Source organism: Zhihengliuella flava, assembly GCF_015751895.1.
In the GTDB taxonomy this organism is placed as follows: domain Bacteria; phylum Actinomycetota; class Actinomycetes; order Actinomycetales; family Micrococcaceae; genus Zhihengliuella; species Zhihengliuella flava.
The window spans coordinates 889595-912575 of record NZ_JADOTZ010000001.1; the positions used below are offsets into that span (position 1 = coordinate 889595).

At 68.7% G+C, this 22981-nt stretch carries 20 protein-coding genes; 11 read left to right on the top strand and 9 right to left on the bottom strand.

Annotation, left to right across the window (positions count from 1 at the left end; genetic code table 11):
- Positions 1-26: 26 nt before the first annotated feature.
- Genes IW252_RS04140 through IW252_RS04150 form a run of 3 tightly spaced genes read left to right on the top strand, consistent with a single transcriptional unit; the run spans position 27 to position 3549 of the window.
- Complete coding sequence (locus IW252_RS04140) at positions 27-998, top strand: ABC transporter permease (RefSeq protein ID WP_196835403.1); 972 nt, start codon at positions 27-29, stop codon at positions 996-998.
- Positions 995-1828, top strand: a complete 834-nt coding sequence (locus IW252_RS04145; protein ID WP_196835404.1) for an ABC transporter permease — start codon at positions 995-997, stop codon at positions 1826-1828. The genes IW252_RS04140 and IW252_RS04145 overlap by 4 nt, the downstream gene beginning before the upstream one ends.
- On the top strand, positions 1825-3549 hold the full coding sequence (locus tag IW252_RS04150; RefSeq protein WP_196835405.1) for a dipeptide ABC transporter ATP-binding protein: 1725 nt from the start codon (positions 1825-1827) through the stop codon (positions 3547-3549). The genes IW252_RS04145 and IW252_RS04150 overlap by 4 nt, the downstream gene beginning before the upstream one ends.
- Before the next feature lie 84 nt (positions 3550-3633).
- Here the strand turns inward: IW252_RS04150 and IW252_RS04155 are convergent, their stop codons facing one another.
- Positions 3634-5856 (bottom strand): NADP-dependent isocitrate dehydrogenase, encoded by a 2223-nt coding sequence (locus tag IW252_RS04155; protein ID WP_196835406.1) that lies wholly within the window; start codon positions 5854-5856, stop codon positions 3634-3636.
- 257 nt (positions 5857-6113) lie between these two features.
- On the opposite strand from IW252_RS04155, the gene IW252_RS04160 reads away from it, so the two are divergent.
- Positions 6114-7040 (top strand): N-acetylglucosamine kinase, encoded by a 927-nt coding sequence (locus IW252_RS04160; protein ID WP_196835407.1) that lies wholly within the window; start codon positions 6114-6116, stop codon positions 7038-7040.
- Positions 7041-7053: 13 nt separating this feature from the next.
- On the opposite strand, the gene purH is transcribed toward IW252_RS04160, so the two are convergent.
- From purH to IW252_RS04175, 3 genes are all read right to left on the bottom strand, one after another.
- The gene (purH, locus tag IW252_RS04165; RefSeq protein WP_196835408.1) at positions 7054-8727 is read right to left on the bottom strand and encodes a bifunctional phosphoribosylaminoimidazolecarboxamide formyltransferase/IMP cyclohydrolase; all 1674 of its coding nucleotides are present in this window, start codon (positions 8725-8727) and stop codon (positions 7054-7056) included.
- Positions 8728-8866: 139 nt separating this feature from the next.
- Complete coding sequence (locus IW252_RS04170) at positions 8867-9535, bottom strand: DUF4303 domain-containing protein (RefSeq protein ID WP_196835409.1); 669 nt, start codon at positions 9533-9535, stop codon at positions 8867-8869.
- 138 nt (positions 9536-9673) lie between these two features.
- Complete coding sequence (locus tag IW252_RS04175) at positions 9674-10951, bottom strand: Nramp family divalent metal transporter (RefSeq protein ID WP_196835410.1); 1278 nt, start codon at positions 10949-10951, stop codon at positions 9674-9676.
- 236 nt (positions 10952-11187) lie between these two features.
- Here IW252_RS04175 and IW252_RS04180 point away from each other — a divergent pair, with 236 nt between their 5' ends.
- The 5 genes from IW252_RS04180 to IW252_RS04200 all read left to right on the top strand — a co-directional run bounded on the left by IW252_RS04180 (position 11188) and on the right by IW252_RS04200 (position 16595).
- A complete protein-coding gene (locus IW252_RS04180) occupies positions 11188-12540 on the top strand; it encodes an MFS transporter (RefSeq protein ID WP_231365897.1) in 1353 nt (450 codons plus the stop codon).
- A 36-nt stretch (positions 12541-12576) separates the two neighbouring features.
- Positions 12577-13758 (top strand): S8 family serine peptidase, encoded by a 1182-nt coding sequence (locus tag IW252_RS04185; protein ID WP_196835411.1) that lies wholly within the window; start codon positions 12577-12579, stop codon positions 13756-13758.
- Positions 13759-13890: 132 nt separating this feature from the next.
- Positions 13891-15312 carry a hemolysin family protein gene (locus IW252_RS04190; protein WP_196835412.1) on the top strand — a complete coding sequence of 474 codons (1422 nt, stop codon included), beginning with the start codon at positions 13891-13893 and terminating at the stop codon, positions 15310-15312.
- Complete coding sequence (locus IW252_RS04195; protein ID WP_196835413.1) at positions 15309-16328, top strand: CNNM domain-containing protein; 1020 nt, start codon at positions 15309-15311, stop codon at positions 16326-16328. Before IW252_RS04190 ends, IW252_RS04195 begins: the two co-directional genes overlap by 4 nt.
- Before the next feature lie 9 nt (positions 16329-16337).
- Positions 16338-16595 (top strand): hypothetical protein, encoded by a 258-nt coding sequence (locus IW252_RS04200; protein ID WP_196835414.1) that lies wholly within the window; start codon positions 16338-16340, stop codon positions 16593-16595.
- Positions 16596-16610: 15 nt separating this feature from the next.
- Here the strand turns inward: IW252_RS04200 and IW252_RS04205 are convergent, their stop codons facing one another.
- Both IW252_RS04205 and purN read right to left on the bottom strand, forming a co-directional pair.
- On the bottom strand, positions 16611-17033 hold the full coding sequence (locus IW252_RS04205; protein WP_196835415.1) for a DUF1801 domain-containing protein: 423 nt from the start codon (positions 17031-17033) through the stop codon (positions 16611-16613).
- 65 nt (positions 17034-17098) lie between these two features.
- Positions 17099-17665, bottom strand: a complete 567-nt coding sequence (gene purN, locus IW252_RS04210) for a phosphoribosylglycinamide formyltransferase (protein ID WP_196835416.1) — start codon at positions 17663-17665, stop codon at positions 17099-17101.
- 31 nt (positions 17666-17696) lie between these two features.
- On the opposite strand from purN, the gene IW252_RS04215 reads away from it, so the two are divergent.
- Entirely contained in the window at positions 17697-18263 is a 567-nt protein-coding gene (locus IW252_RS04215; RefSeq protein WP_196835417.1) for a DinB family protein, read from the top strand.
- Here the strand turns inward: IW252_RS04215 and IW252_RS04220 are convergent.
- From IW252_RS04220 to IW252_RS04230, 3 genes are all read right to left on the bottom strand, one after another.
- Positions 18250-19440 (bottom strand): hypothetical protein, encoded by a 1191-nt coding sequence (locus tag IW252_RS04220; protein ID WP_196835418.1) that lies wholly within the window; start codon positions 19438-19440, stop codon positions 18250-18252. The two genes, IW252_RS04215 and IW252_RS04220, sit on opposite strands and share 14 nt — an antisense overlap.
- A 109-nt stretch (positions 19441-19549) precedes the next feature.
- Positions 19550-20863 (bottom strand): cell division protein PerM, encoded by a 1314-nt coding sequence (locus IW252_RS04225; protein ID WP_196835419.1) that lies wholly within the window; start codon positions 20861-20863, stop codon positions 19550-19552.
- A gap of 93 nt (positions 20864-20956) precedes the next feature.
- Complete coding sequence (locus tag IW252_RS04230) at positions 20957-21757, bottom strand: sulfite exporter TauE/SafE family protein (RefSeq protein ID WP_231365898.1); 801 nt, start codon at positions 21755-21757, stop codon at positions 20957-20959.
- A gap of 65 nt (positions 21758-21822) precedes the next feature.
- On the opposite strand from IW252_RS04230, the gene IW252_RS04235 reads away from it, so the two are divergent.
- Positions 21823-22971 carry a glycosyltransferase family 4 protein gene (locus tag IW252_RS04235; RefSeq protein ID WP_196835420.1) on the top strand — a complete coding sequence of 383 codons (1149 nt, stop codon included), beginning with the start codon at positions 21823-21825 and terminating at the stop codon, positions 22969-22971.
- Positions 22972-22981: the final 10 nt, after the last annotated feature.

The following is a 22981-nucleotide window of genomic DNA, read 5'->3' on the forward strand; positions in this document are numbered from 1 at the left end:
CTCACCGCTCCCCCGTCGCCTCGCCCATGAGACTCGCACGCTGGCTCGCCGCCCGGATCGCCTCGGGACTCGTGGTGCTGTGGGCCGTGGCCACGCTCATTTTCGTGGGCATTCGGCTCGTACCGGGTGACCCCGTGGAGGCGATCGTGGGCGGCCCGGGTTCGCAGGCCTCCGCCGAGGCCTATGCCGCGGCCGAGGCCGAGTTTGGGTTGGACCAGCCCGTGGCCGTGCAGTACCTGACCATGCTCACCAACCTCGCCCGGGGTGATCTGGGCACCAGCTACGCGCTGCAGCGCCCGGTGGCGGACGTGGTCGGTGAGCAGCTCGGCGGCACCCTGGTCCTCGCCTTCGTGGCGTGGGGCGTGGCGTGGGCGTTGGCGATCGTCCTCGCGCTCTTCGTCTCCCTCGCCAGGGGTCCACGGGTGGCCCGGATCGCTGATGCCACCGGCTCCGCGCTCGAGATTCTCGCCGCCGCTGTCCCCCACTTCTGGCTGGGCAGCGTGTTAGTCCTCATCTTCGCGTCCACGCTGGGCTGGTTCCCGCCGGTCGCCACGAGCACGCCGGCGGGATTGGTGTTGCCCGTGCTAACCCTCGCGCTGCCGTTGGCCGGATTCCTCGGCCAAGTCATGCGCGAATCGCTGGCCACCGCGCTCACCAGCAACTTTGCGCTCTCCGCCCGGGCCCGCGGGGAAGCGGAGCCGGCTGTGCTGCTCCGCCACGGCCTCCGGCACGCTGCCCTGCCGGGCGTCGCCCTCTCCGGCTGGGCCCTTGGCTCGCTGATCTCGGGCGCCGTGGTGGTGGAATCCCTGTTTGCCCGTCCGGGCCTCGGCCGCACGTTGCTCTCCGCCGTCACGGACCGGGATATTCCGCTGGTGACCGGAGTGGTCCTCGTCTCCGCGCTCGCCTACGTGATCATCATGGCGGCCGCCGACGGCGTCGAGCGGCTGATCGACCCGCGCCTGCGGGCCCGAACCTCGGTGGGAGGGCTGCGTCCATGACGGCACGTCTTCTCCCGGCCCTCGTGGCGGCCGGCGTCGTCGCCTTCCTGCTGGTGGCCGCGGTGGCCCCACGCCTGCTGGCGCCCGGGGATCCCCTCGCCATCGACCCGGCCTCCGCGTTCGCCGCGCCCAGCGCCGCGCACCCGCTCGGCGCGGATGAATCCGGCCGGGATATCTACACGCGCATCGTCCACGGCGCTGGCCAGTCGTTATCGATCGGCGTGGCCGCCACGGGAATCGGCCTCGCGTTGGCCCTGCTGCTCGGCGTGCCCGCGGGCCTGACGGCGGGCCGGCGCGGTCGGCACGTGCACCCGAGCTGGGTGGACGCGGCCATCGGCCGCGTCCTCGAGGTCCTGTTCGCGCTGCCCGGGCTGCTGTTGGCGCTGGTATTTATTGCGTTCGCCGGCCCCGGCGTCGTGACCACCGTCATCGCCGTCGGACTGTCCACGGCGCCGGGTTACGCCCGGATCGTTCGCACCCAGGTGCTGCGCCTGCGGGAGGCGGAGATGGTGCAGGCGGCGCGCGTGTTGGGCCGCAGCCGCTGGCGCATCCTCACCCGCCACGTGCTTCCCAATGCGCTGGGACCCGTCGCCGTGCTCGCCACGCTCGGCGTGGGCCAGGCCGTGGTGTGGGCCTCCGCACTGAGCTTCCTGGGTCTGGGGGCGCCGCCCCCTGCGCCCGAGTGGGGTGCCATGCTCTCGGCGGGACGGACCTACCTGTCCGTCGCGTGGTGGATGACCGTTTTCCCCGGGCTGGCCATCGTCGCCGTCGCCGCGGCCACGACCGTGCTGGGCCGCTACTTCCAGCGCCGGGCGGAGGGACTCGCATGAGCGCGCAACAGCCAACCCCGACAGATCCGAGCCGCCACCTCGTGGACGTTCAGGGCTTGAGCATCACCTTCGGTGCGGGCCGAAACTCCCTCACGACGGCGGTGGATGGGCTGGACCTGCGGATCGAACCGGGCGAATCGGTCGCCTTGATCGGCGAATCCGGGTCGGGCAAGTCCGTCACCGCCCGCGCACTCCTCGGATTAGTCGACGGCGGTGCTGGCGGCGGCGCGGAGGTCACCGCGAGGCGGTTCGACCTCGGCGGAAGGAGCATGCTGACCGGTGCCGGGCGCCTGACCTCCGCGCGTCGTCGCTGGCGCGGGATCCGCGGGCGGGACACCGGGTTCGTGTTGCAAGATGCGCTCACGGCGCTTGACCCGCTCCGGCCGATCGGCCGGGAGATCTCCGATGCGCTGCGTCTGCACACGCGGCTCTCTCCCGCTGACCGGGCGGATCGGGTGGGTCAGGTCCTCGCCGACGTCGGGCTCGGGCCGGGTGTGGCGTCGATGCGCTCCGGCGAACTGTCCGGCGGCATGCGCCAGCGCGCGTTGATCGCCACCGCCTTGGTCGCCCAGCCGCGCCTGCTGATCGCTGACGAGCCGAGTACGGCGTTGGACGCCACCGTCGCCGCCGGCATCATGGACCTGCTGACCCGCCTACGCCGGGAACATCACATGGCCCAACTGCTGATCAGCCACGATCTCGCCGTGGTGGGCAGCGCCGCGGACCGGGTGCTCGTCATGCATCAGGGCCGCGTCGTCGAATCCGGGCCGACCCGGGACGTCTTGACGAACCCCCGCCACCACTACACGCAGATGCTGCTGGACGCCGTCCCCGCCGGCAAGCCGCGCGGCACCCGGCTCTGCCCCGGACCCGCGCCAGACGCCGCGCCGGCGCGATCAGTGTCCGCCGATGGTGCTGACCCGGTGCTCCGGGCTCACGGGCTCAGCAAGAGCTTTGACCGCCCGGCCCCCGGCGCGGGCCGGGAGCGCTTCACCGCGGTGGACGGGGTGAGCCTCGAGGTCGCGGAGGGAACCACGCTCGGCATCGTAGGTGAATCCGGTTCCGGCAAGACGACAACGGCGCGCCTGCTGCTGGGCCTGACGGAACCGGATGCCGGCCGCGTCGAGCTCTTCGGCCGCGCGTGGGCCGGCACCTCGGGATCCGGTCACCACGTCCGGGAGGCCGAACGCCGGGACCGGCGCCATCAGCTGGGCGCGGTCTATCAGGATCCTCTCTCCTCCTTTGACCCGCGGTGGACCGTCGGCGCGCTGCTGGCCGACGCCCTCTCCCGCGGACGGACCGCGCGCGCGGGGCGGTACATGGGGCGGATTCAGGAGCTCCTGGGACTCGTGGGCCTGAGTCCGGAGCTGTCCGGCCGGCACCCGCGCACGCTCTCGGGAGGCCAGCGCCAGCGCGTCGCGATCGCCCGGGCGCTGGCCCCAGAGCCCCGCGTGATCGTGTGCGACGAACCTGTGTCAGCCCTCGACGTCTCCGTACAGGCCCAGGTGCTAGACCTCCTCGATGACCTGCAACGAGAACTAGGGCTGACGTACCTGTTCATCTCTCACGACCTCGCCGTGGTCCAGCACGTCAGCGATTCGCTGGTGGTCATGCGGGAGGGCCGGATCGTCGAGTCCGGTCCGGCGGCCGACGTGTTCGCGGCGCCCCAGCACGAGTACACGCGCGCCCTGCTGGCCGCTGCGCCCACGCTGCCGGCCTAGCCAGCGCCCCGGCCCGACGCACTGGGGCCCGGCCCGCATGCTGTTCATGCGGGCCGGGCCCCAGTGGTGTCGGCGCGGCTGACGTTACCGAGCCAAGTCCTCCAGCACCTTGTTCAGCGTGGCGGACGGGCGCATGGCAGCGGCCGCCTTGGCGTCATCCGGACGGTAGTAACCGCCCAGCTCCACCGCGTTGCCCTGCACGGCAGCCAACTCGGAAACAATCGTCTCCTCGTGCTGCGTCAGGGCCTCCGCGACGGGCGCGAAGACCTCGGCCAAGCGCGCGTCATCGGTCTGCTTCGCCAGCTCCTGCGCCCAGTACATGGCCAAGTAGAAGTGGGAACCGCGGTTGTCGATCGTGCCCAGCTTGCGCCCCGGCGAACGATTCTCCAGCAGGAACGTCGCGGTGGCGTCGTCGAGCGCCGTGGCCAACACCTTCGCCGACGGGGTGCCCGCCTGCTCCGCATACTTTTCCAAGGAAGGAACCAGAGCGAAGAACTCGCCGAGGGAATCCCACCGCAGGTAGTTCTGCTCCACCAACTGCTGGACGTGCTTGGGGGCGGAGCCACCGGCACCCGTCTCGAACAGGCCGCCGCCGGCCATCAGCGGGACGATCGAGAGCATCTTCGCGGAGGTGCCCAGCTCAAGGATCGGGAACAGATCGGTCAGGTAGTCGCGGAGCACGTTGCCGGTCACGGAAATCGTGTCCTCGCCCCGGCGCAGGCGCTCGATCGTCACCTGCGTCGCCTCAATCGGCGAGAGGATGCGCACGTCCAAGCCGTCGGTGTCGAGCGTTTCCAAGATGGCCTCGGCCTTGGCGATCAGGTTGGCGTCGTGAGCCCGGGTGGAATCGAGCCAGAAGATCGCGGGCATGCCCGACTCGCGGGAGCGGCGCACGGCCAGCTCCACCCAGTCCTGAATCGGGGCATCCTTGGTCTGGCAGGCGCGCCAGATGTCTCCGGGCTCGACGTCATGCTGGATCAGCACCTCGCCGGCCTGGTTCACGATCTGCACCGTGCCGGCCTCGGCGATCTCAAACGTCTTGTCGTGCGAGCCGTACTCCTCGGCCTTCTGGGCCATCAGGCCGACGTTCGGGACCGTGCCCATGGTGGTCGGATCGTAGGCACCGTTGGCACGGCAATCCTCAATCACGGCCTGATAGACGCCGGCGTAGGAAGAATCCGGCAGCACCGCCAGCGTGTCGTGCTCCTCGCCGTCGGGGCCCCACATGTGGCCGGAGGTACGGATCATGGCCGGCATCGAGGCATCGACGATCACGTCGGACGGCACGTGCAGGTTGGTGATGCCCTTGTCCGAATCCACCATGGCCAGCGCCGGGCCCTCCTCGAGGCCCTTGGCAATCTCCGCCTTGATGCCCTCACGGACGTCCTCGGCGACGTCGTCCAGCCCGTTGAGAATCGCGGCCAGGCCGTTGTTGGCGGACAAACCGGCAGCGGCCAGATCCTCACCGTACTGAGCAAAGAGATTCGGGAAGTACGCCTTGACGATGTGGCCGAAGAGGATGGGGTCGGAGACCTTCATCATGGTGGCCTTCAGGTGAGCCGAGAAGAGCACGCCCTCTTCCTTGGCCCGCCGGATCTGGGCGGTGAGGAACTCATCGAGGGCGGCAGCGCGCATCACGGTGCCGTCCACGACCTCGCCGGCCTGCACGGGCAGTTCCTTCTTCAGCACCTTGACCGTGCCGTCGGCCAGCACCTGTTGGATGCTCAGCACGTCGGCCGCTTCCAGCACCACGGACTGCTCATTGGAGCGGAAGTCGTTCTCCCCCATGGTGGCCACGTTGGTCTTGGAATCCTTGGACCACGCCCCCATGCGGTGCGGGTTCTTCCGGGCGTAGTTCTTCACCGACATCGGCGCGCGGCGGTCAGAGTTGCCCTCGCGCAGAACCGGGTTCACGGCGGAGCCCTTGATCTTGTCGTACCGGGCGCGGATGTCCGTTTCCTCGTCGGAGGCCGGGGACTCGGGGTAGTCCGGCACGGCGTAACCGGCGGCCTGCAGCTCGGCGACGGCGGCCTTGAGCTGCGGCACGGACGCGGAGATGTTCGGCAGCTTGATGATGTTTGCGTCCGGCGTCTTGGCCAGCTCGCCCAGCTCGGCCAGCGCGTCCGACTGGCGCTGGTCCTCGTTCAGGTAGTCGGAGAAGTTAGCGATGATGCGACCCGACAGTGAGATGTCCCGGGTCTCCACCTCCACACCAGCGGTCGAGGTGAAGGCCTCGACGATCGGCAGGAACGAATACGTGGCCAGCATCGGCGCTTCGTCGGTGTGGGTGTAGATAATCTTTGCCATTAGTGCGGCATCTCCCTCAGGTTCTTCGGGGTCATGGTCTGCGGGCCGCAAGCGCGGGCGCCGCATCAAACACCCCCAATTTACCCGAGTGTGTCTCCGATCCCATCCTCGGCCTCCACAGGTGACTTCCGCCGTCGCCCGTCACCGCGCTGCCCGCGGCGGGTCACGCGCCCGCTCGCCCCGACGGGGTGCCGGTAGTCTAGCCGCGTCACAGCACGAACAGGCGCCGCCAGGCGGGGCCGCGAAAGGACTCACGGATGCAGGACGCGGTGTTGGCTATCGACGGCGGTCAGACGGGCGTGCGCGCCCGATTCGCCTCGGGCAGCGGCGAGATCTTCGAATCCGCTGGCCTGATCACGCATCAACCGCTCTCCACGCAGATCGCCGACGTGGTGGCCCACGTGCGCGAGGCCAGCGGCCGCCCCATCAAGACCGTGGCGGCAGGGCTCAGTGGGCTCGTTGACGCGGAAAAGACGGCCCACGAACTCCTCAGCCGCACCGCCGGGGCCGGTGTCGAGCACGTCGTCGTGACCCATGATTCGGTGACCAGCTACCTTGGCGCCCTCGGCGAGGCCCCAGGCGTCGTGACGGCGTCCGGAACGGGCGTCGTGACGCTCGCCGTGGGGCGAGAACGTCACGCCCGCGTGGACGGCTGGGGGTTCTCGATGGGGGACGCGGGCAGCGGGTTCTGGATCGGCCGCGCCGTGTTGGAAGCGGTGATGCGCGCTCACGATGGCCGCGGCCCCGACACGGCGCTGACCGAGGTCGTCGAAGCCGAGTTGGGCGATCTACCCACCGCGTACATCCGGCTGCAGGCGGATCCGCGCTGGGTCAGCCGCACCGCTCAATTTGCCGCCGCGGCGGCCCGGCTGGCTCATCACGACGCCGTGGCGCGCGGCATCTGCGAGGCGGCCGCTGCCGAAGTGGCGCTCTCCATCCGCGCCGCTGCTCGGGCCGCTCAGCTCACCGAGCAGCCGGTGAGCGTCTGCCTGCTCGGCGGCGTCCTCCGGCCCGGGCCCGTCCGCGAGGCCACCCTCGCGGCGCTCGCCGCCGGAGCCACTGGACCGGATGAGATCCTCGTGGAGGTCCGCCGCCCAGCGGCCGATGCCCTTGCCGGCGCAGCGAGGCTGCCCGCCCTTAACGCGGACAGCCCGCTACGCGAACTCGTCTGCGCAGCGGGCTGACCGTCGTCGTGGCCTAGTGGAAGAAGTGGCGGGTCCCACCGGTGAAGTACATGGTGATTCCGGCGGCGTTCGCCGCGTCGATCACTTCTTGATCCCGGACAGAACCGCCCGGCTGGACCACGGCCTTCACCCCGGCATCAATCAGGATCTGCAGCCCGTCCGCGAACGGGAAGAACGCGTCCGACGCCGCCACGGCCCCGCGAGCGCGCTCCGGCGCCGCGGTACCCTCCACGTTTTCGGCGCCGCCGGCCGAGTCGGCACCGGACGCTACGGACACGCCGAGCGTGTTGGCGCGCTCGACGGCGAGGCGGCAGGAGTCGAGGCGATTGACTTGGCCCATTCCGATACCGACGGCCGCGCCGCCGGAGGCCACCAAAATGGCGTTGGACTTGGCCGCTCGCACCGCACGCCACGCGAACGCCAAGTCGGCTAGCGTTGCCTCATCCGCGGCGTCCCCGGCGGCCAGCGTCCACGCCGCCGGATCATCGCCCTCCGCGTCCACGGCGTCACGCTGCTGCACGAGGGCGCCTCCGCTGATCTGGCGGGTCTCCGCCGGGTAGCGATCGAAGCCTTCCGGCAGCTGCAGGAGCCGAATGTTCTTCTTGGCGGAGAGGATCTCCACCGCCGCCGGCTCGAAGCCGGGGGCCACCACGACCTCGGTGAAGATGCCCTTGACGGTCTCCGCCATGGCCTGCGTTACCGGGCGATTCGCCGCAATCACTCCGCCGAAGGCAGAGACCGGATCCGTGCCGTGAGCCTTCGCATGGGCATCGGCGATCGGGTCCGCCGCGCCCTCCGTGGCAACCGCGATGCCGCACGGGTTAGCGTGCTTGATGACCGCGACGGCGGGGTCGGCGAAGTCGTAGGCGGCGCGCACGGCCGCGTCGGCGTCGACGTAGTTGTTGTAGCTCATGGCCTTGCCGTGCAGTTGCTGGGCCTGCGCGATCCCCGCCGGGGCGGCCGGATCCACGTAGAGCGCAGCGGGCTGATGCGGGTTCTCGCCGTAGCGCAGCACCTGCGAGCGCTCCAAGGTCAGCGCCGCGAAGGAGGGCCAGCCCTGGGCCTCGTCACCCGCATCGTCACCGAACTGCGCGGCCGTCCACGCGGCCACGGCCGCATCGTACGCGGCCGTGTGGGCGAAGGCGGCGGCGGCGAGCCGCTGGCGCTCGGCGAGCGTGAATCCACCCGCGTTCGCGGCTTCCACCACGCGCGAGTACTTGGCCGGGTCAACCACGATGCCGACGGAGGGGTGATTCTTTGCGGCCGCGCGCACCATGGAGGGGCCGCCAATGTCGATCTGCTCGACGACGGCGTCCGGCGCCGCGCCGGACTTGACCGTGTCCACAAACGGATACAGGTTCACGACCACCAGATCGAACGGCTCGACCTCCAGCTCGGCCAGCTGGCGGACGTGATCCGGCAGGCGCCGATCAGCCAACACGCCGGCATGCACGCGCGGGTGGAGCGTTTTCACGCGGCCGTCGAGGCACTCCGGAAAGCCGGTGACCTCAGAGACCTCGGTGACGGGCACGCCGGCGGCGGCAATCCGCGAGGCCGTTGAGCCCGTAGACACGATCGCGACGCCAGCGGCGTGAAGGCCCTGGGCGAGTTCCTCCAGCCCAGTCTTGTCGTAGACGGAAATCAGGGCCCGGCGGATCGGGACGCGGTCCAGGACGGTTTCGCTCACAGAGGTCTCCCAGTTGAGGTGTTCGGGGTCGGTAGCCTCAGTCTACCGGCGCGATCGGCGCGATTCCGAAGTGTTGCTAGGCGCGACGGACCCCGCCGGCCGGGAGTGCGGTCTGCGCGGACTGGGAGGCCCGGCAGCCTTAGCGCGCGGCTTCGACCTCGGCGTCGTCGTCCTGCTGACCCACCTCATCCTCGAGGTCCAAGAGCTCGGGGAAATGCTGGCTCAGCTGCTCGTGCGTCAGGCACCGCAGCAGCAGCTTCTCCGCGTGTTCCTCGTCGGAGACGAAGGCGACGAGGTGGACACGGTGCCGGTCCAGCTCCTTGCGCACGGCGATGACGGCCGCAATGAGGCACCGGTAGTACCGACGCACCGTGTCTTCCCACCCGTGCTCGGCGGCCGCGGCGTTGAGCCGGTCGTTCCACGCCTCCGCGTGATCGTCATCGAACAAATCCATGGAACACCAATGCCACGAACTGGCGTCCCAGCGCGGCGAGTAGAAGCCGTCCGAGACTTGGGGTTCATCGAGCTCGGAGAAATCGGCGTCGTCGTCGACGGCTTGGTCATGGGCCAGCACTTGACGCGCCTCGTCGTCGAGATCGCGGCCGAAGGCCTCTTCTGAATTAAGGGCCAAGACGGGCAGGCGTAGTGGTTCATCGGCGCTCGCGCCGGCGGCGTCCGGCGCGGTGGCCGTCACTTCCAGCGCCAGACCGTAGAACGTCTGGGACGGGTGATCGGAGATCACTTCCCCCGCAATACGGGCCGCGGCGGAACGGATCTCGCATTCGAGGAGATTCCAATCGAGTTCCATATCCAGACACTACCGCCGCGAAGCGCCGCGCGACACTAGCCAAGCGGAATTTGCGCAGAATCGTCACAGAAAAAGTCGGCCCCGGAGCGCCCTGCGTTATCTCGCAGGTGCTCCGGGGCCGTCCCCGAGCGCGGGCGGCTACCCCGCGACGACGTCCATGACTTTAGAGACCAGCTGGTAGCCGCCGAGCCAGACGAACAATGCCGCAGTGATGACCAGCGCCGTGTTGGTGTACCAGCGGTTCTTCCACTCCGCCGGAATCCCCCACCGGCTGCCGTTGAGCAGCGGTAGCAAGGTGATGGCTAGGAACGGCATAAAGAGCGAGCCCATGACGCCGTAAGCGAGCACCAATGCAATCGGCTGATCCAGCATGAGCAACAGCATCGGCGGGAAGGTGAGCCAGATCAGGTAGAAGCGGAAGTACTTGCCGTGGGCCTTGGCATCCGGGTGCTCCGAGCCCTTGCCCCGCACGTTGGCCCAAAAGTCGGCAAACATCAGGGAGACGCCATTCCAGACGCCCAGCATCGAGGAAAACGCGGCGGCAAAGAATCCGACGAGGAAGACCTTGGCGATCACCATGCCGTACTCGTCCTCGAGCACCGCGGTCAGATCCAGCAGGCCCTGATCACCGGAGGAAACGGCCACGCCTGCCGCGCGGATCACCTCGGCGCCGACGATCATCATGGCGATGACGAAGATGCCGGTCATGACGTACGCCATGGTGTTGTCCAGGCGCATGACGCGCATGAACTTGGGCTGGTACCAGCCCTTCTCGCGCAGCCAGTAGCCGTAGGCGGCGAGCGTGATGGTGCCGCCGACGCCGCCGGCGAGCGCCAGCGTGTATAGCAGACCGCCCTCGGGCAGCAGCGGGACGAACCCGGTGAACATCTCCGGCAGGTTGGGGACGGCCAGAATGGCCAGGCCCACGATGGTGAAGAACATGATGCCCACCAAGATGGCGGTGATCTTCTCAAACGCCGCGTACCGGTTCAGCCACACGAGCGCGAAGCCGAGCAGCGCCGTCCCCACCGCAAAGATCCACAAGGGGACGGACGGGAACAGCGCGGCGAGCGGCAGGGCCGTCGAGGACATCGCCGAGGCACCGTAGACGAAGCCCCAAATGACGATGTAAGGACCGAAGTACCACAGCGGCCAGCGCCCCAGCTTCCGCCACCCCTCCAGGATGGTGTTGCCCGTGGTGATCGAGTAGCGGGCCGTGCCCTCGACGAGCACGATTTTGAGCACGACGCCAATGATGACGGCCCACAAGAGGCCGTACCCGTAGCGGGATCCTGCGGCGAGCGTGGCGACCATATCCGCGGCGCCCACTCCCGTGGCCGCGACGACGAGGCCCGGCCCGATGACTTTCCATTTCTTGGGCGGCTCGAGGCCCGCCTGGTTGACTTCCTGACTCACGAAAGGTTCCCTCCTGCTCGGTGGCGTGCGCGCGCCGTCCCCCGCGTGAGCGCACGGCCGGTGGACCGCCTGACGGCGGCGACTTCTCACCAGCACGGCAATGTGACGCGGAACAGCATACCGAGTGTTCGGGACCACGGGCACGACGCCGCGGCCTATACGCTAGGAGGGCGCTGCCCTCGCGGCGAACCGTTCCATGTCTAGTCCTTGATCAGTCCTGATAGAGGGGACCCTCGTTGAGCAACGAATACCGTCAGCTTCCCTCCGGAGCCGCCGTGGTGCAGAACCTGCCCTGGCGGTGGGGCGTACAGGGAAAAATCTTCCTCATTGGCGGGCTCGGCTTCATGTTTGACGCCTGGGACGTCACGCTCAACGGCGCACTGATTCCGCTGGTCAGCGAAGAATGGGGTCTCGAGCGCAGCACGGCGGCGCTGCTGAGCACCGCCAACCTCATCGGCATGGCGGTGGGCGCCTTCGCGTGGGGCACGATTGCTGACCGGGTGGGCCGCAAGAAGGCCTTCGCGTGGACGCTGCTGCTGTTTTCCCTCTTTACCGTCGCTGGCGCGTTCGCGCCGTCGTTTGAACTGTTTGTCCTCTTCCGGTTCCTCGCCGGCGTCGGCCTCGGCGGCTGCATCCCGGTGGACTACGCGCTGGTCGGAGAGTTCACCCCGGCCAAGGCGCGCGGCCGGGTGTTGACCGCCATGGATGGTTGGTGGCCCATTGGTGCGGCGCTCGCGTTCTTTGTCACCGCGCTGATCCAGCTCTCCACGGACAATTGGCGGCTCATCTTGTTGGTCATGGTGTTGCCCGCGCTGCTGGTCTTCTGGGTGCGGCAAGGCGTGCCCGAGTCCCCCATGTATCTGATCCGGCAGGGCCAGAGCCGGCGCGCGGCCGAGGTCATTGATGAGTTGGTGGCGCGCACCGGTGCGGAGGCCACCCCGTATACCCTGCCGGACCCGCAGGACGCACCCCGCCTGTCGGCCGGGTCCGTCGGTGAACAGCTAGCCAAGGTGTGGCGCTATGACTGGAAGGTGACGACGGGGGCGTGGAGCCTCTTCTTCTCCGTGCTGTTGGTCTATTACTTGGCACTGACGTGGATGCCCTCGCTCTTGGCCGACGCCGGTATGAGCCAGGTCCGCTCCTTCTTCTCGACCGCAGGCATGGCGGCCGTGGGCCTCGCCGGCGTCGCCGTCTCCGCGCTGCTGGTCGAACGCGTGGGCCGCAAGTGGCTCCTCGGTGTCTCCGGGCCGGCCTCCGCGCTGATCTTGGTCATCACCTCTTTGATGTTGGGCAACCCAGAGGTTGCTGTGATCTGGCTGTTGATCTTCGGATTTGTGGTCCAAATTGCGATCCCGGTTCTCTACGCTTACGTATCAGAGCTGTACCCCACTGATCTGCGCGGATCGGGTTTCGGTTGGGCGTCCACGTTTAGTCGCGTCGGCGCTGGGATCGGGCCCCTGGTCTTTGCGGTGGTCTGGCCGGTGATCGGCCTCGCCAACGCCTTCCTGATGGCCGGGGCGCTCGTCGTAGCGGCCGTCGCCTGGATGGCCCGCTTCGCGCCGGAGACGCGGGGCAAGGTGCTGCACTAGTGCCGCCTCCGGTGGCACCGATTCGAGGAGGAAGTCATGTTTGACCCGCACGCACGATTCGATGTTCAGGCCGCCACTGACCGCTTCGTAGTGGTCTTCGAGACGGAGGATACCGACGCGCTCGAGCGCGAGGTGCCGTCCCTGCTCGACGCCGAAGGTTACGGCACGGACACCTACTTCCCCCGCCTCGGCATCGCCATTGTGGATTCTGACCCGGACCACGTGGGAGCCTTCCAGGCACGCCATGCTGAACGACGTCGGCGCCTCGCCGTCGTGCCGGAGCTCACCTATCACGCCCTGCCCGGAGGCGGCACGGTGCCGCCGGCAGCCGGGGATCAGGCGCCGGACTCCTTTGCCGATTCTGCCGCGCTGACGTGGGGTGTTCAGGCCGTGCGCGCCGTCGAGTCCGGCGTCACCGGCGCTGGCATCCGGGTGGCCGTGTTGGATACCGGATTCGCGCTGGACCACCCGGACTTTGCAGACCGGCAGGTCACGGCCGAATCGTTCGTCCCGGGCGAGGACGCCCAGGACGGCCACGGCCACGGCACCCACTGCATCGGCACCGCGTGCGGCCCCCGCGAGGCCTCCGGCGACACCCCTGGCTACGGCGTGGCGCCGGGCGCCGAGATCTTCTCCGGCAAAGTCTTGGGCGCCTCCGGATCCGGCTCGGATACCACGATCCTGGCCGGCATCGAGTGGGCCCTCGAGAACGAATGCCACGTGATCTCCATGTCCTTGGGTGCCGATGTGCGTCAGGTTCACCCGCCCTACGTTGCCGCCGGGCGCGCGGCGCTGCGCGCCGGTTCCCTCATCGTTGCCGCCGCCGGCAACAACGCCCGCCGCTCGTCCGGAGACGCCGGCTTCGTGGGCGCGCCCGCGAACAGCCCGTTCGTCATGGCCGTGGCCGCCCTGAACTCCGAGCTCGGGCTCGGCGACTTCTCGGCGCGCACCCTACCCGGCCGAGGGGGCCAGATCGACATCGCGGGGCCAGGCGTGGACGTCTTCTCCGCGTGGCCGGGCGCGCAGCGCTACAACACGATCAGCGGCACCTCCATGGCCACCCCGCACGTCGCCGGTGTGGCGGCTCTCCTCGCCGAGGCCACGGGCTTCCGCGGCCGTGAGCTCTGGGCGGAGCTCGTCCAGGAAGCGCAACGGCTGGACCTGTCCTCGCTGGACGTGGCCGCCGGGTTGACGCTAGCGCCGCCTGCGCAGCGCTGAGGGAGGCGCAAAGTGTGCGATTATTGAGCCAACCACTTCAACCACATGGAGCGTGAATCACAAGACAGTGGACAGATCCTCTGCCCCCTCTCGATTATCCAAGCAGTTCCACCCGGCTGAGGCGGTGACACCGTGCTCGAGCCACTGCTGATTCTTCTCCTCGGCGTCGTGGTCATGTCCGCCATCATCGCGGCCAACGGCTACTTCGTGGCGCAGGAATTCGCCTACATGTCCGTGGATCGTTCCCGCCTCGCGGCGCAGGCCAAGGCGGGGGACAAGATTGCTCAGCGCGCCCTGAAAGTGACCCGCCGGACGTCGTTCATGCTCTCCGGAGCCCAGCTGGGCATCACGGTCACTGGCCTGATGATCGGCTACGTCGCGGAACCTCTGATCGGCGAATCCCTGGGCGTACTCTTGGGCGGCATCGGCGTCCCCGCGGCCGTGAGCATCTCGGTGGGCACGGTGGCTGCCCTCGCGCTCGCCACGATCGTGCAGATGATTTTCGGCGAGCTCTACCCCAAGAATCTCGCGATCGCCTCCCCGGAGCCCTTGGCCCGGCGCCTCGCCTCGTCCACCCTGATTTACCTCACCGTCTTCGGCTGGCTCATCACGATCTTTGATCACGCGGCCAACGCCTTCCTGCGCCTGTTCAAGATGGAACCGGTGCATGACGTTGACTCCACCGCCACGGCGGACGATCTGGAGAAAATCGTCGCCAACTCGCGCAGCAGCGGAGACTTGCCCGACGAGCTGTCCCTCCTGCTGGACCGAATCCTCGACTTCCCCGACCGCGACGTCGAGCACGCCATGATCCCACGGTCGCAGGCCGACTCGGTGACCCCAGACACCACGGTGGGCGAGCTCAAGCAGCTCATGTCCACGGCCCATTCGCGCTACCCCGTGCTGGAGGACGACCAGCCAGTCGGCGTGGTCCACTTGGTAGACCTCCTCAAGCACCCGGTCGCGGAGGAAACGCCGGCCGCGCAGGTGATGCGTGAGCCCCTGGTCCTGCCAACCCTCATGGCGTTGCCCGATGCGCTCAATAAGCTGGTCGGGTCCCACAACGAGCTCGCCTGCATCATTGACGAGCACGGCGGATTCGCTGGCGTGCTCGCGCTCGAAGACCTTGCCGAAGAACTCATCGGTGAGCTCACCGATGAGCACGACGACGCCGAGGACACTGAGCTCACGGCCGCCGCCGAGCCCAACACGTGGCACGTCGCCGGCGACATCCACATCGACGAGGTTGAGCGCGCGATCGGCCACCCCTTGCCCCCGGGTGATTTCGAAACGATCGCCGGCTTGCTGATCGCCACCGTGGGCGAGCTGCCTGCGGAGGGCAGCACCATCCGCGTGGAACTTCCGCAGCAAGCCGAGGACCTCGTCTCCGACGCCCCCACGGTGAGGCGCCTCGACGTGACGGTGGACTCGATCGACCGCCACGTGCCGGATCAGCTGACCGCGCGCCTCGTCGAGCTGCCGGTCGAAGACGACGAGCCAGCGGAGCGGGCCACGGCTCGCGACGAGACGGAAGGGACGGGACACAACCAATGAGTGGACTGCTCGTTGCCGCGATCACCCTCGGACTGATTGTCCTGAGCGCCTTCTTTGTCATCATCGAATTCGCGCTGCTGAGCGCCCGCCAGCACCGCTTGGAAAACGACGCAGCCCAGAGCGCGTCCGCCCGGGCTGCGCTGCGCGGCATGAACGAACTGACCCTGATGCTCGCCGCCGCCCAGCTCGGCATCACGGCCTGCACGTTTGCCCTCGGCGCCATCACCAAGCCGGCCGTGGACCAGTGGCTCGGCCCCGTGTTGACCGGATGGGGCGTGCCGGCCGGAATCGCCGATGGCACGGCGTTTGCCCTGTCCCTCCTGTTCGTGACGTTCCTCCACCTCGTGATTGGCGAGATGGCCCCGAAGTCCTGGGCGATCGCCCACCCGGAAACCTCGGCGAAGCTCATCGGCCTTCCCGCCCGCGGGTTCATGTGGGTGTTGCGGCCGCTGCTGATCTGGGTCAATACGATTGCCAACCGGTTGGTTCAAGCCAGCGGCGTCACGCCGGTGGAGCGCGCGGCGGTCGGCGGTCAGGACATTGACACCATCCGCCAGCTCGTCGAGCAGTCCACGTCGAAGGGCGCACTCGAGAGCGAATTCGGCCATCACCTGACGGACGTCATCGGCCTCAATGACCTGACGTTGGCGGATTTGGTCCGCCAAGACGTACCGCCGACCAGCGTTCCGGAACACGCCACGGCGAGCGACGTGTGGCAGGCCTCGGCGGCGTCCGGCCACATGCGCATCCTCATCGCGCAGCAGGGCGCGCCCCCGGCCCTCATTCACGTGCGGGACACGCTCTTGGCTGACCCGTCCGATCCGGTCGAGTCCTTGGCCCGGCCGGCGTTCACACTGAGTGCTGCCACGCCCGTCTACGAGGCGCTGGCGTCGTCGCGCCGGGCCAGCGAACAGCTGATCGTGGTCACGGAGGAGGGCGGGCCAACGCCCTTCGTGGGGGTGGTCAGCGTCAAAGACATCATTAACAGGGTTCTGCCCACGGCCCGCCGGGTCTAGTCTGGGGGCGTGGAGAAGAACTCGAAACCGCAGGATCTCGAATGGGTCGTCACGGTGGACGAGGCCTACGTCGGGCGCATCGGCGATGTGACGGCCCAGCTCGAGTCGGCTGGCCTGCGCGTAGAGCGCGTGATGAAGCGGCTCGGCATCGTGTGCGGGGCGGCCGACGGCGAGTGCCGGGCCGCGCTGGAGCACGTCACGGGCGTGGCGTCCGTCGAGGTGCAGCGGCGCGTCCGCCTCGCCCCGCCGGACTCGTCCCTGCAGTAGCTCGCGGCGCTCAGCCTAGGGCTGATGCACCCGCGTTCTCATGTGGGTAAAGCCCCGCACGATCAGCTCGCGCAAGACCGCGACGTCGACGTCCGCTAGCTTGTTCACGTAGACGCAGGACGCGCCGCGCTTGTGCTTGCCCAGCCGGGCCAGCATCTCCTCTGCAGCGGCCTCATTGGCCAGCCCGTAGAGCGCCAAGTTCGCCTTGCGGGGTGAAAATCCTACGGCCAGTGAATCGCCCTCACGGCCAGACTCATACCGGTAGTGGTAGCTACCAAAACCCACGATGCTCGGGCCCCACATCACGGGCTCGCACCCGGTGGCTTCGGCAAAGAGGTCCAGGAGGACGAGGCCATCGGCCCGGCGGGTGGGGTGTTCGACGGCGTCGACGAAGGCGCGCGCATCCGCCGGGGTGGGCACGGTCACGGGGCTACTCATGGGCTTATTGTGCGCCGCCGCGGGGCCGCTGACAACTCACGCGGCGGGCCTCTATGCTCTGTGAGTTAGGGTCGCGAGGCCAGATCGGCCAAGACCTCAATGAGCAGTTCCCGCTCCTGGACCTTGATGCGCTCGTGCAGCGACTCCTCGGTGTCGTCCTTGCGCACGTCGACGGCGCGCTGGGCCAGAATGGGTCCCGTATCCACACCGGCGTCGGCAACGTGCACCGTGCAGCCGGTGACTTTCACGCCATAGGCCAGCGCGTCCCGCACGCCATGCGCGCCGGGAAAGGACGGCAGCAGGGCCGGGTGGGTGTTCAGGTACGTGCCGTCAAAAGCGGCGATAAACTCTTCGCCCACGATCCGCATAAAGCCGCTGGAGACGACGTAGTCGGGTGCATAAGAGAGGCACTTCTGCGTCAGCGCGTGGTTCCACTCTGCCCGGTCCGCGTAGTCCCGGAAATTGACTTCAAAGGTGTCGAGACCGGCAGCGGAGGCGCGCTGCACGCCGCCTGTGTTGGGCCGATCCGCGCCGACGGCGGCGATCTCCACGTCCAAGTCGCCCGCCGCGACGGCGTCAATCACGGCCTGCAGGTTGGATCCGGTCCCGGAGACTAGTGCCACAATTCGCATGTCCCCCAGCCTACCGGTCTACTCTGGTGCCATGAGCACCCGCACGCCCGCCGAACAGCCCGAGGAGTGGACCCCCGACACCAAGGACTGGACGTGGGTCCTAGAGCACCCCTGCCCCGAGTGCGGCGCGGAGGTTTCCGCCTTGACCCCGCAGGATGTGGCCGCCCGGATCCGCGACTGCCTGCCGGCCTGGCGTCACCTGCTGCTGGAACGGCACGACGACGCAGCCGCGTTGCGCGCGCGTCCCGCGGGCAACGTGTGGTCGCCCTTGGAATACGCTGCGCACGTGCGCGACGTCTTCCGCATCATGCACTACCGCCTCGATCTGATGCTGCGCGAGGACTCCCCCACGTTCCCCGATTGGGATCAGGACGCCACGGCCGCCGAGGACGGCTACAACGAACAGGCTCCGCAGACGGTGGCCATTCAGCTGGCCTCCGCCGGCCGTGGGCTCGCCGATGCTTTCGACTCCGTGTTGGCCCGGGACGTCGAGCGCACCGGATACCGCAGTAACGGTTCCACGTTCACCGTCCGCACGTTAGCGCAGTACGCGTGGCATGACATCGCCCATCACCTGCATGACCTCAAGGTCTCGTGAGCGGCCGGGTCCCGGCCTGTCCCGGAGCGGCCGCGGTCCCCGTGACCGCCGTCGTATTCCGGATAAAGACCACCAGCCAGCTGAACACAATCCCCGCCGCGGCCAACTCCAGCGCCGTGAGGTTGTAGTACTGCAGCGGGTACCACAGGAACGCGGCCCCCGCGAGCATGGCGGTGGATACATAGGTGAACACGTAGAACGGCCGCGGGTAGCCCGGCGCCCAGAACGGGATCCCCAGTAAGAGCACCAGCAGGATCACGGCCAGCAGCTGCACGAAGAACGTGTGCACCGGCTCCGAGGCGTGCAGGGTGACGAGCCCGATGCCTACCATGCACAGGCCCACACCGATGAGGCACCAGCGCACGACTCCGGCGCGCGGCCGCAGCCAGCGCCGGCTCGTTCGGCCCGAGGCGGCGTCGTGCGCGTCCCGCGTGTGGGCCCAGCGGCTGAGGTCCCGGGTGACGAAGGCGGACAGGGTGGTGAGCACGATTCCGGAGGTGGTCAGCGTGGTGTTGAACGTCCAGAAGGAGGTCATCCCGGCGGCGCCGGTGCCGAGCTCGCTGAACATAATGTGCCACCAGAGCCGGTTCTCGGCGGCGAGCATGCTGACCAACATTCCGGCAGCCATGAAGACGGCGAGCAGGAGGGAGAGGCTGGCCGCGTTGATGCGGGCTCCCGAATCATAGGCGGCGTAGGCGGCGATTCCCGCGACGAGGGCCAGCATGCCGCCACCGCCGTAGGAATCGACGGTCAGCCCGTAGAAGGCGTCTTGGAAGACCCGGAAGGCGACGAGGGAGGTCATGACGGCGATGGCCGCGTGGACCACCACGAGGGCCGCGCCGTCGACGATTTGCCGGAGCAAGGGACGCGCCGCCAGCCACGCGTGGGTGCCGCGGATGGTTTGGAGATAGCCGGCCACGAACCCGGCACCGGCGGCGAGGCCTGAGGTGGCCGCGGCGAACAGCGCCACGGAGCGTTCGCCCCACAGCGGCGGCCGGAACCCATCGAAGCCCACCAAGCCCACGGCGAGGCCAACGACGGCGGCGATGCCCCCGGCCCATAGCGCGCGGGACTCGACTTGCGCGGGGGCCGTGGAGGTCGCCTGTCCCGTCGAGTCCGGGGCGGGCTCTCGCGTCGGCTCGACCGGGTCGATGGCCCGCCGATCGTGCTCGGACATGCTGCCTCCTCCACCCATTCGTCTCGCCCCGGCGGCCCGTGCTCCGCAGGGCCCTTGCGCGTTCTATGGTGCCACGGCCGCCGCCCGCTCCGCGGGTGCGCCCGTCACCTCAGCGGGCTTCGCCGTCGTACACCGGATCCGGGACCAGCAGCGGGCCGGACAGCGCGCCGAGCATCGTCCCAATGGCGACCTCGGCGCCCACCAGTGCCCCCGTGAGCCACAGGTCAGGCCCGATCTCGGTGAGGCGTCCGATCCCGACGGAACCGGAGGCGATCCAGCTGCCCACGAGGGAGATCAGGCCTGCGCCGGCACCGGTGAAGAGCCCCAGCAGCAGGGTGGACAGAGAGAGCGAGAGCCAGCGGTAGGGGATCTTGAGCGAACACCAGTCATCCAGATGGTCTTCGCCTTCCCGGACGAACCACCACCCTGCAATGAAGCCGGCCACGACGGGCAGGGCCATGAACATCCAGGCGCTGCCCAGCACGTCCCCGGTGGGCAGCGCGGCCAAGAGCGGAAGAGCCGGCAGCGGGCCTACCGTGGTTTCCAAGGTACTCAGCGTGGATCCGGTGCCCAGGCTGAAGCCACCGCCGCTGATCCAGGCCAGCGTGTAAAACACAAAGTTGGGCACGAGCCCCAGCTGACCCACCGTCAGCAAAATCCCGCCGATGACCCCGGTCCCGAGCTGCTGGTAGAGGTTAGACATTTGGGCCCAGTGGGCCCCCAAGTCCACGGCCAGCACCAAGGCGGCCAAGGCCAAGGCTGCAAAGTAGGCGACCACCGAAGCGCGGATGACGGCCCACACGTAGGTGCCGGCCCAGCGCGCGTGCTGGCTGGTCTTGGCAATCCACGTCACGAGGTCCACGCCGATCAACCGCGCCCACGAGCCCGCCTCGCGGCGGCACCCGATGACGACGCCGGCACCCGCGACGACCAGCGGGATCAGTCCCGCCGCGACGAGGGGCACCTCCACCTCGGCGGTGGGGACCGCGAACCCGGTGCCCACCCCGAACAGGGCGTAGGCTCCGAGCGCGCCGAGCAGCCCCTGCCACAGTTGGTCCGCGTACGACGCGCGGGCGATCCGGCGCCCGGCTCGCCACGAGAGCAGGAAGGGCACGAGAGCGAGGCCGAGCGGGGTCAGGGACAGGGTTCCGGTCAACGGAGCGGCCGCCTCCGTGGGGATGCTCAGGTGCAGGGGAACCCCGTGGATCAACAGCCAGGCCTGGCCGCAGAGGCGCAACAGATTCTCTAACTCGAGGTCCTCGAACCCTCCGGCGAACCACACGGCGACGAGCGGCACAATCACCAGCAGCGCGGAGAGGATGGCGCTTTGCAGCAGCTCGAAGGCGCCCTGAAGCCACAGGGGCATCGGGATCCCGTCCGTGAAGGCGTCGCGAGCGCGTTCGCGTAAAGACTTGTTGGCCATCGGTTCACATCCTGCCACCGCCCCGGGGGACAGCGGACGAACGACTCGGGAAATCCTGCGCACACCCAGCGGATCGTCAGGCGGGAAACGGCGCTAGGCCAAGGAGGCGAGGCCCTTGACGAACGTCATGAGGGCGCCGACGAACGCGAGCAAGAGGACGAAGAGCCGGGCGGCCCGATCCGTGACGAATCGGCCCACCCACTCGCCGCCGAAGATCCCCACGACGATGGCGGCGACCATGACGGCCCACATCCACCACTCGAGCACCGGGGTGCCCGCCGGATCAATCGCGAGCTTCACGGCTAGGGTCGTCGCGGCCACCGTGGCGAAGAACGGTTGCAACGTGGCGGCGAAGGGCCGCTGCGGCCACCGCGCGAGCACCGCGTAGGCGCTGACCGCGGGCCCGCCGACGCCGGCCATCGCAGTCGTCAGCCCGGCGGCGGTGCCCGCCACGGCGCGGGCGGGCTTACCGCGCACCACGACCGCGGTGCGGCTCAGCGCGACGGAGAGCAGCAGGCCGACCAACACCAAGCCGCCCACCACGGTGTAAAGGACCGCTTCCGGCAAGAGCGCGGCCAAGAGCGCCCCCGGGATGATTCCGGCAACGGCGGAGAGCGCCAGCCAGCGGTACATGGAGAAGTCGATGTCACGCCACACCCGCGGGACGATGAGCAGGGAGGAGACGGCGCCGAAGACGTTGATGAGGAACACCCCGTGCTGCGGGCCCACGAGCAGCACCAGGAACGGGGCCACCAACATGGCGAACCCCAGGCCAGCGACCCGTTGAGCGACGGCGCCAATCACCGCGAGTCCTACGACTAACCACAGCGCCATGACATCCACCGAGCCAGCGTATCCGGGAGCACGGCCCGGCCGCCGGATGGTGCGACACAAAGTGTTCACCTTCACTGCCCGTCGATTTCACTTCAGCGCCAACCTCGCCGCGCACGCTGGATACCGTGAAGATTGTAGTGGTTGCTGAATCGTTCCTGCCGCACATGAACGGCGTGACAAATTCCATCCTGCAGTTGCTGGGGCACCTGCGACGCCACGGGCACGACGCCGTGATCCTCGCCCCCGCTACCAGCTGGGCGGGGCCCGCGTGGGCCACCGAGCAGGCGCCCGCCACCGTGGAAGGCTTCGAGGTTCACGCCTTGCCGGCTCTGCCGCTGACCGGATATTCCAACGTCCGCGTCGCCGCGGGGACCGTGACGAGGGTGCGCAGACTGCTCGAGCGGATCTCCCCTGACGTGGTGCACGTGGCGAGCCCCTTCGTCCTCGGCTGGCGGGCCATCCAGGCGGCCAATCAACTGGGGGTCCCCACGGTGTCCGTGTATCAGACGGAGATTCCCGCATACGCGCAGCGCTACGGGGCCCCGTGGCTCGAGCAGTTGCTCTGGAACCACGTACGCACCATGCATCAGGCCTCCACGGTCAACTTGGCCCCCAGCACGTACTCCATGAACCAACTCCACGGCGTGGGCGTCCCGCGATTGCAACTGTGGCGCCGCGGCGTGGATACCCAGCGCTTCACGCCGGCCCGGCGCTCTGGCGAGCTTCGCGCCCAGCTGGCCCCGCATGGCGAGCGCCTCATCGGGTTCGTCGGCCGCCTCGCCGCCGAGAAGCAGGTGGAGGACCTCGAGGTGCTGGCCGATTTGCCGGGCACCCGCTTGGTCATCGTCGGCTCCGGGCCGCTCAAGGAGGAGCTCCAGCAGCGGCTCCCGGGCGCCCACTTCGCCGGCTTCCTCAGCGGTGACGCATTGGGCGAGATGGTCGCTTCCCTCGACGTCTTCGTCCACCCCGGCGAGTCGGAGACGTTCTGCCAGACCATCCAAGAGGCCATGGCGTGCGCCGTTCCCGTCATCGCGGTGGGCCGCGGTGGGCCGCTGGACCTCGTGGACAATTCGCGCACCGGTTGGCTGTACGCTCCCGGACGGTTGGAGGACCTGCGCGGGCACGTCACCGACTTGGTGTACGACGACGCCAAGCGCCAGGCCTTCGCGACGGCGGCGTGGCAATCGGTACAGGGCCGGACGTGGCCGGCGCTCTGCGACGAGCTGCTCGGCCACTACCGGGCCGCGATGGCCATGGCCCGCGCGCGGGCCTAGCCCGGCCCGC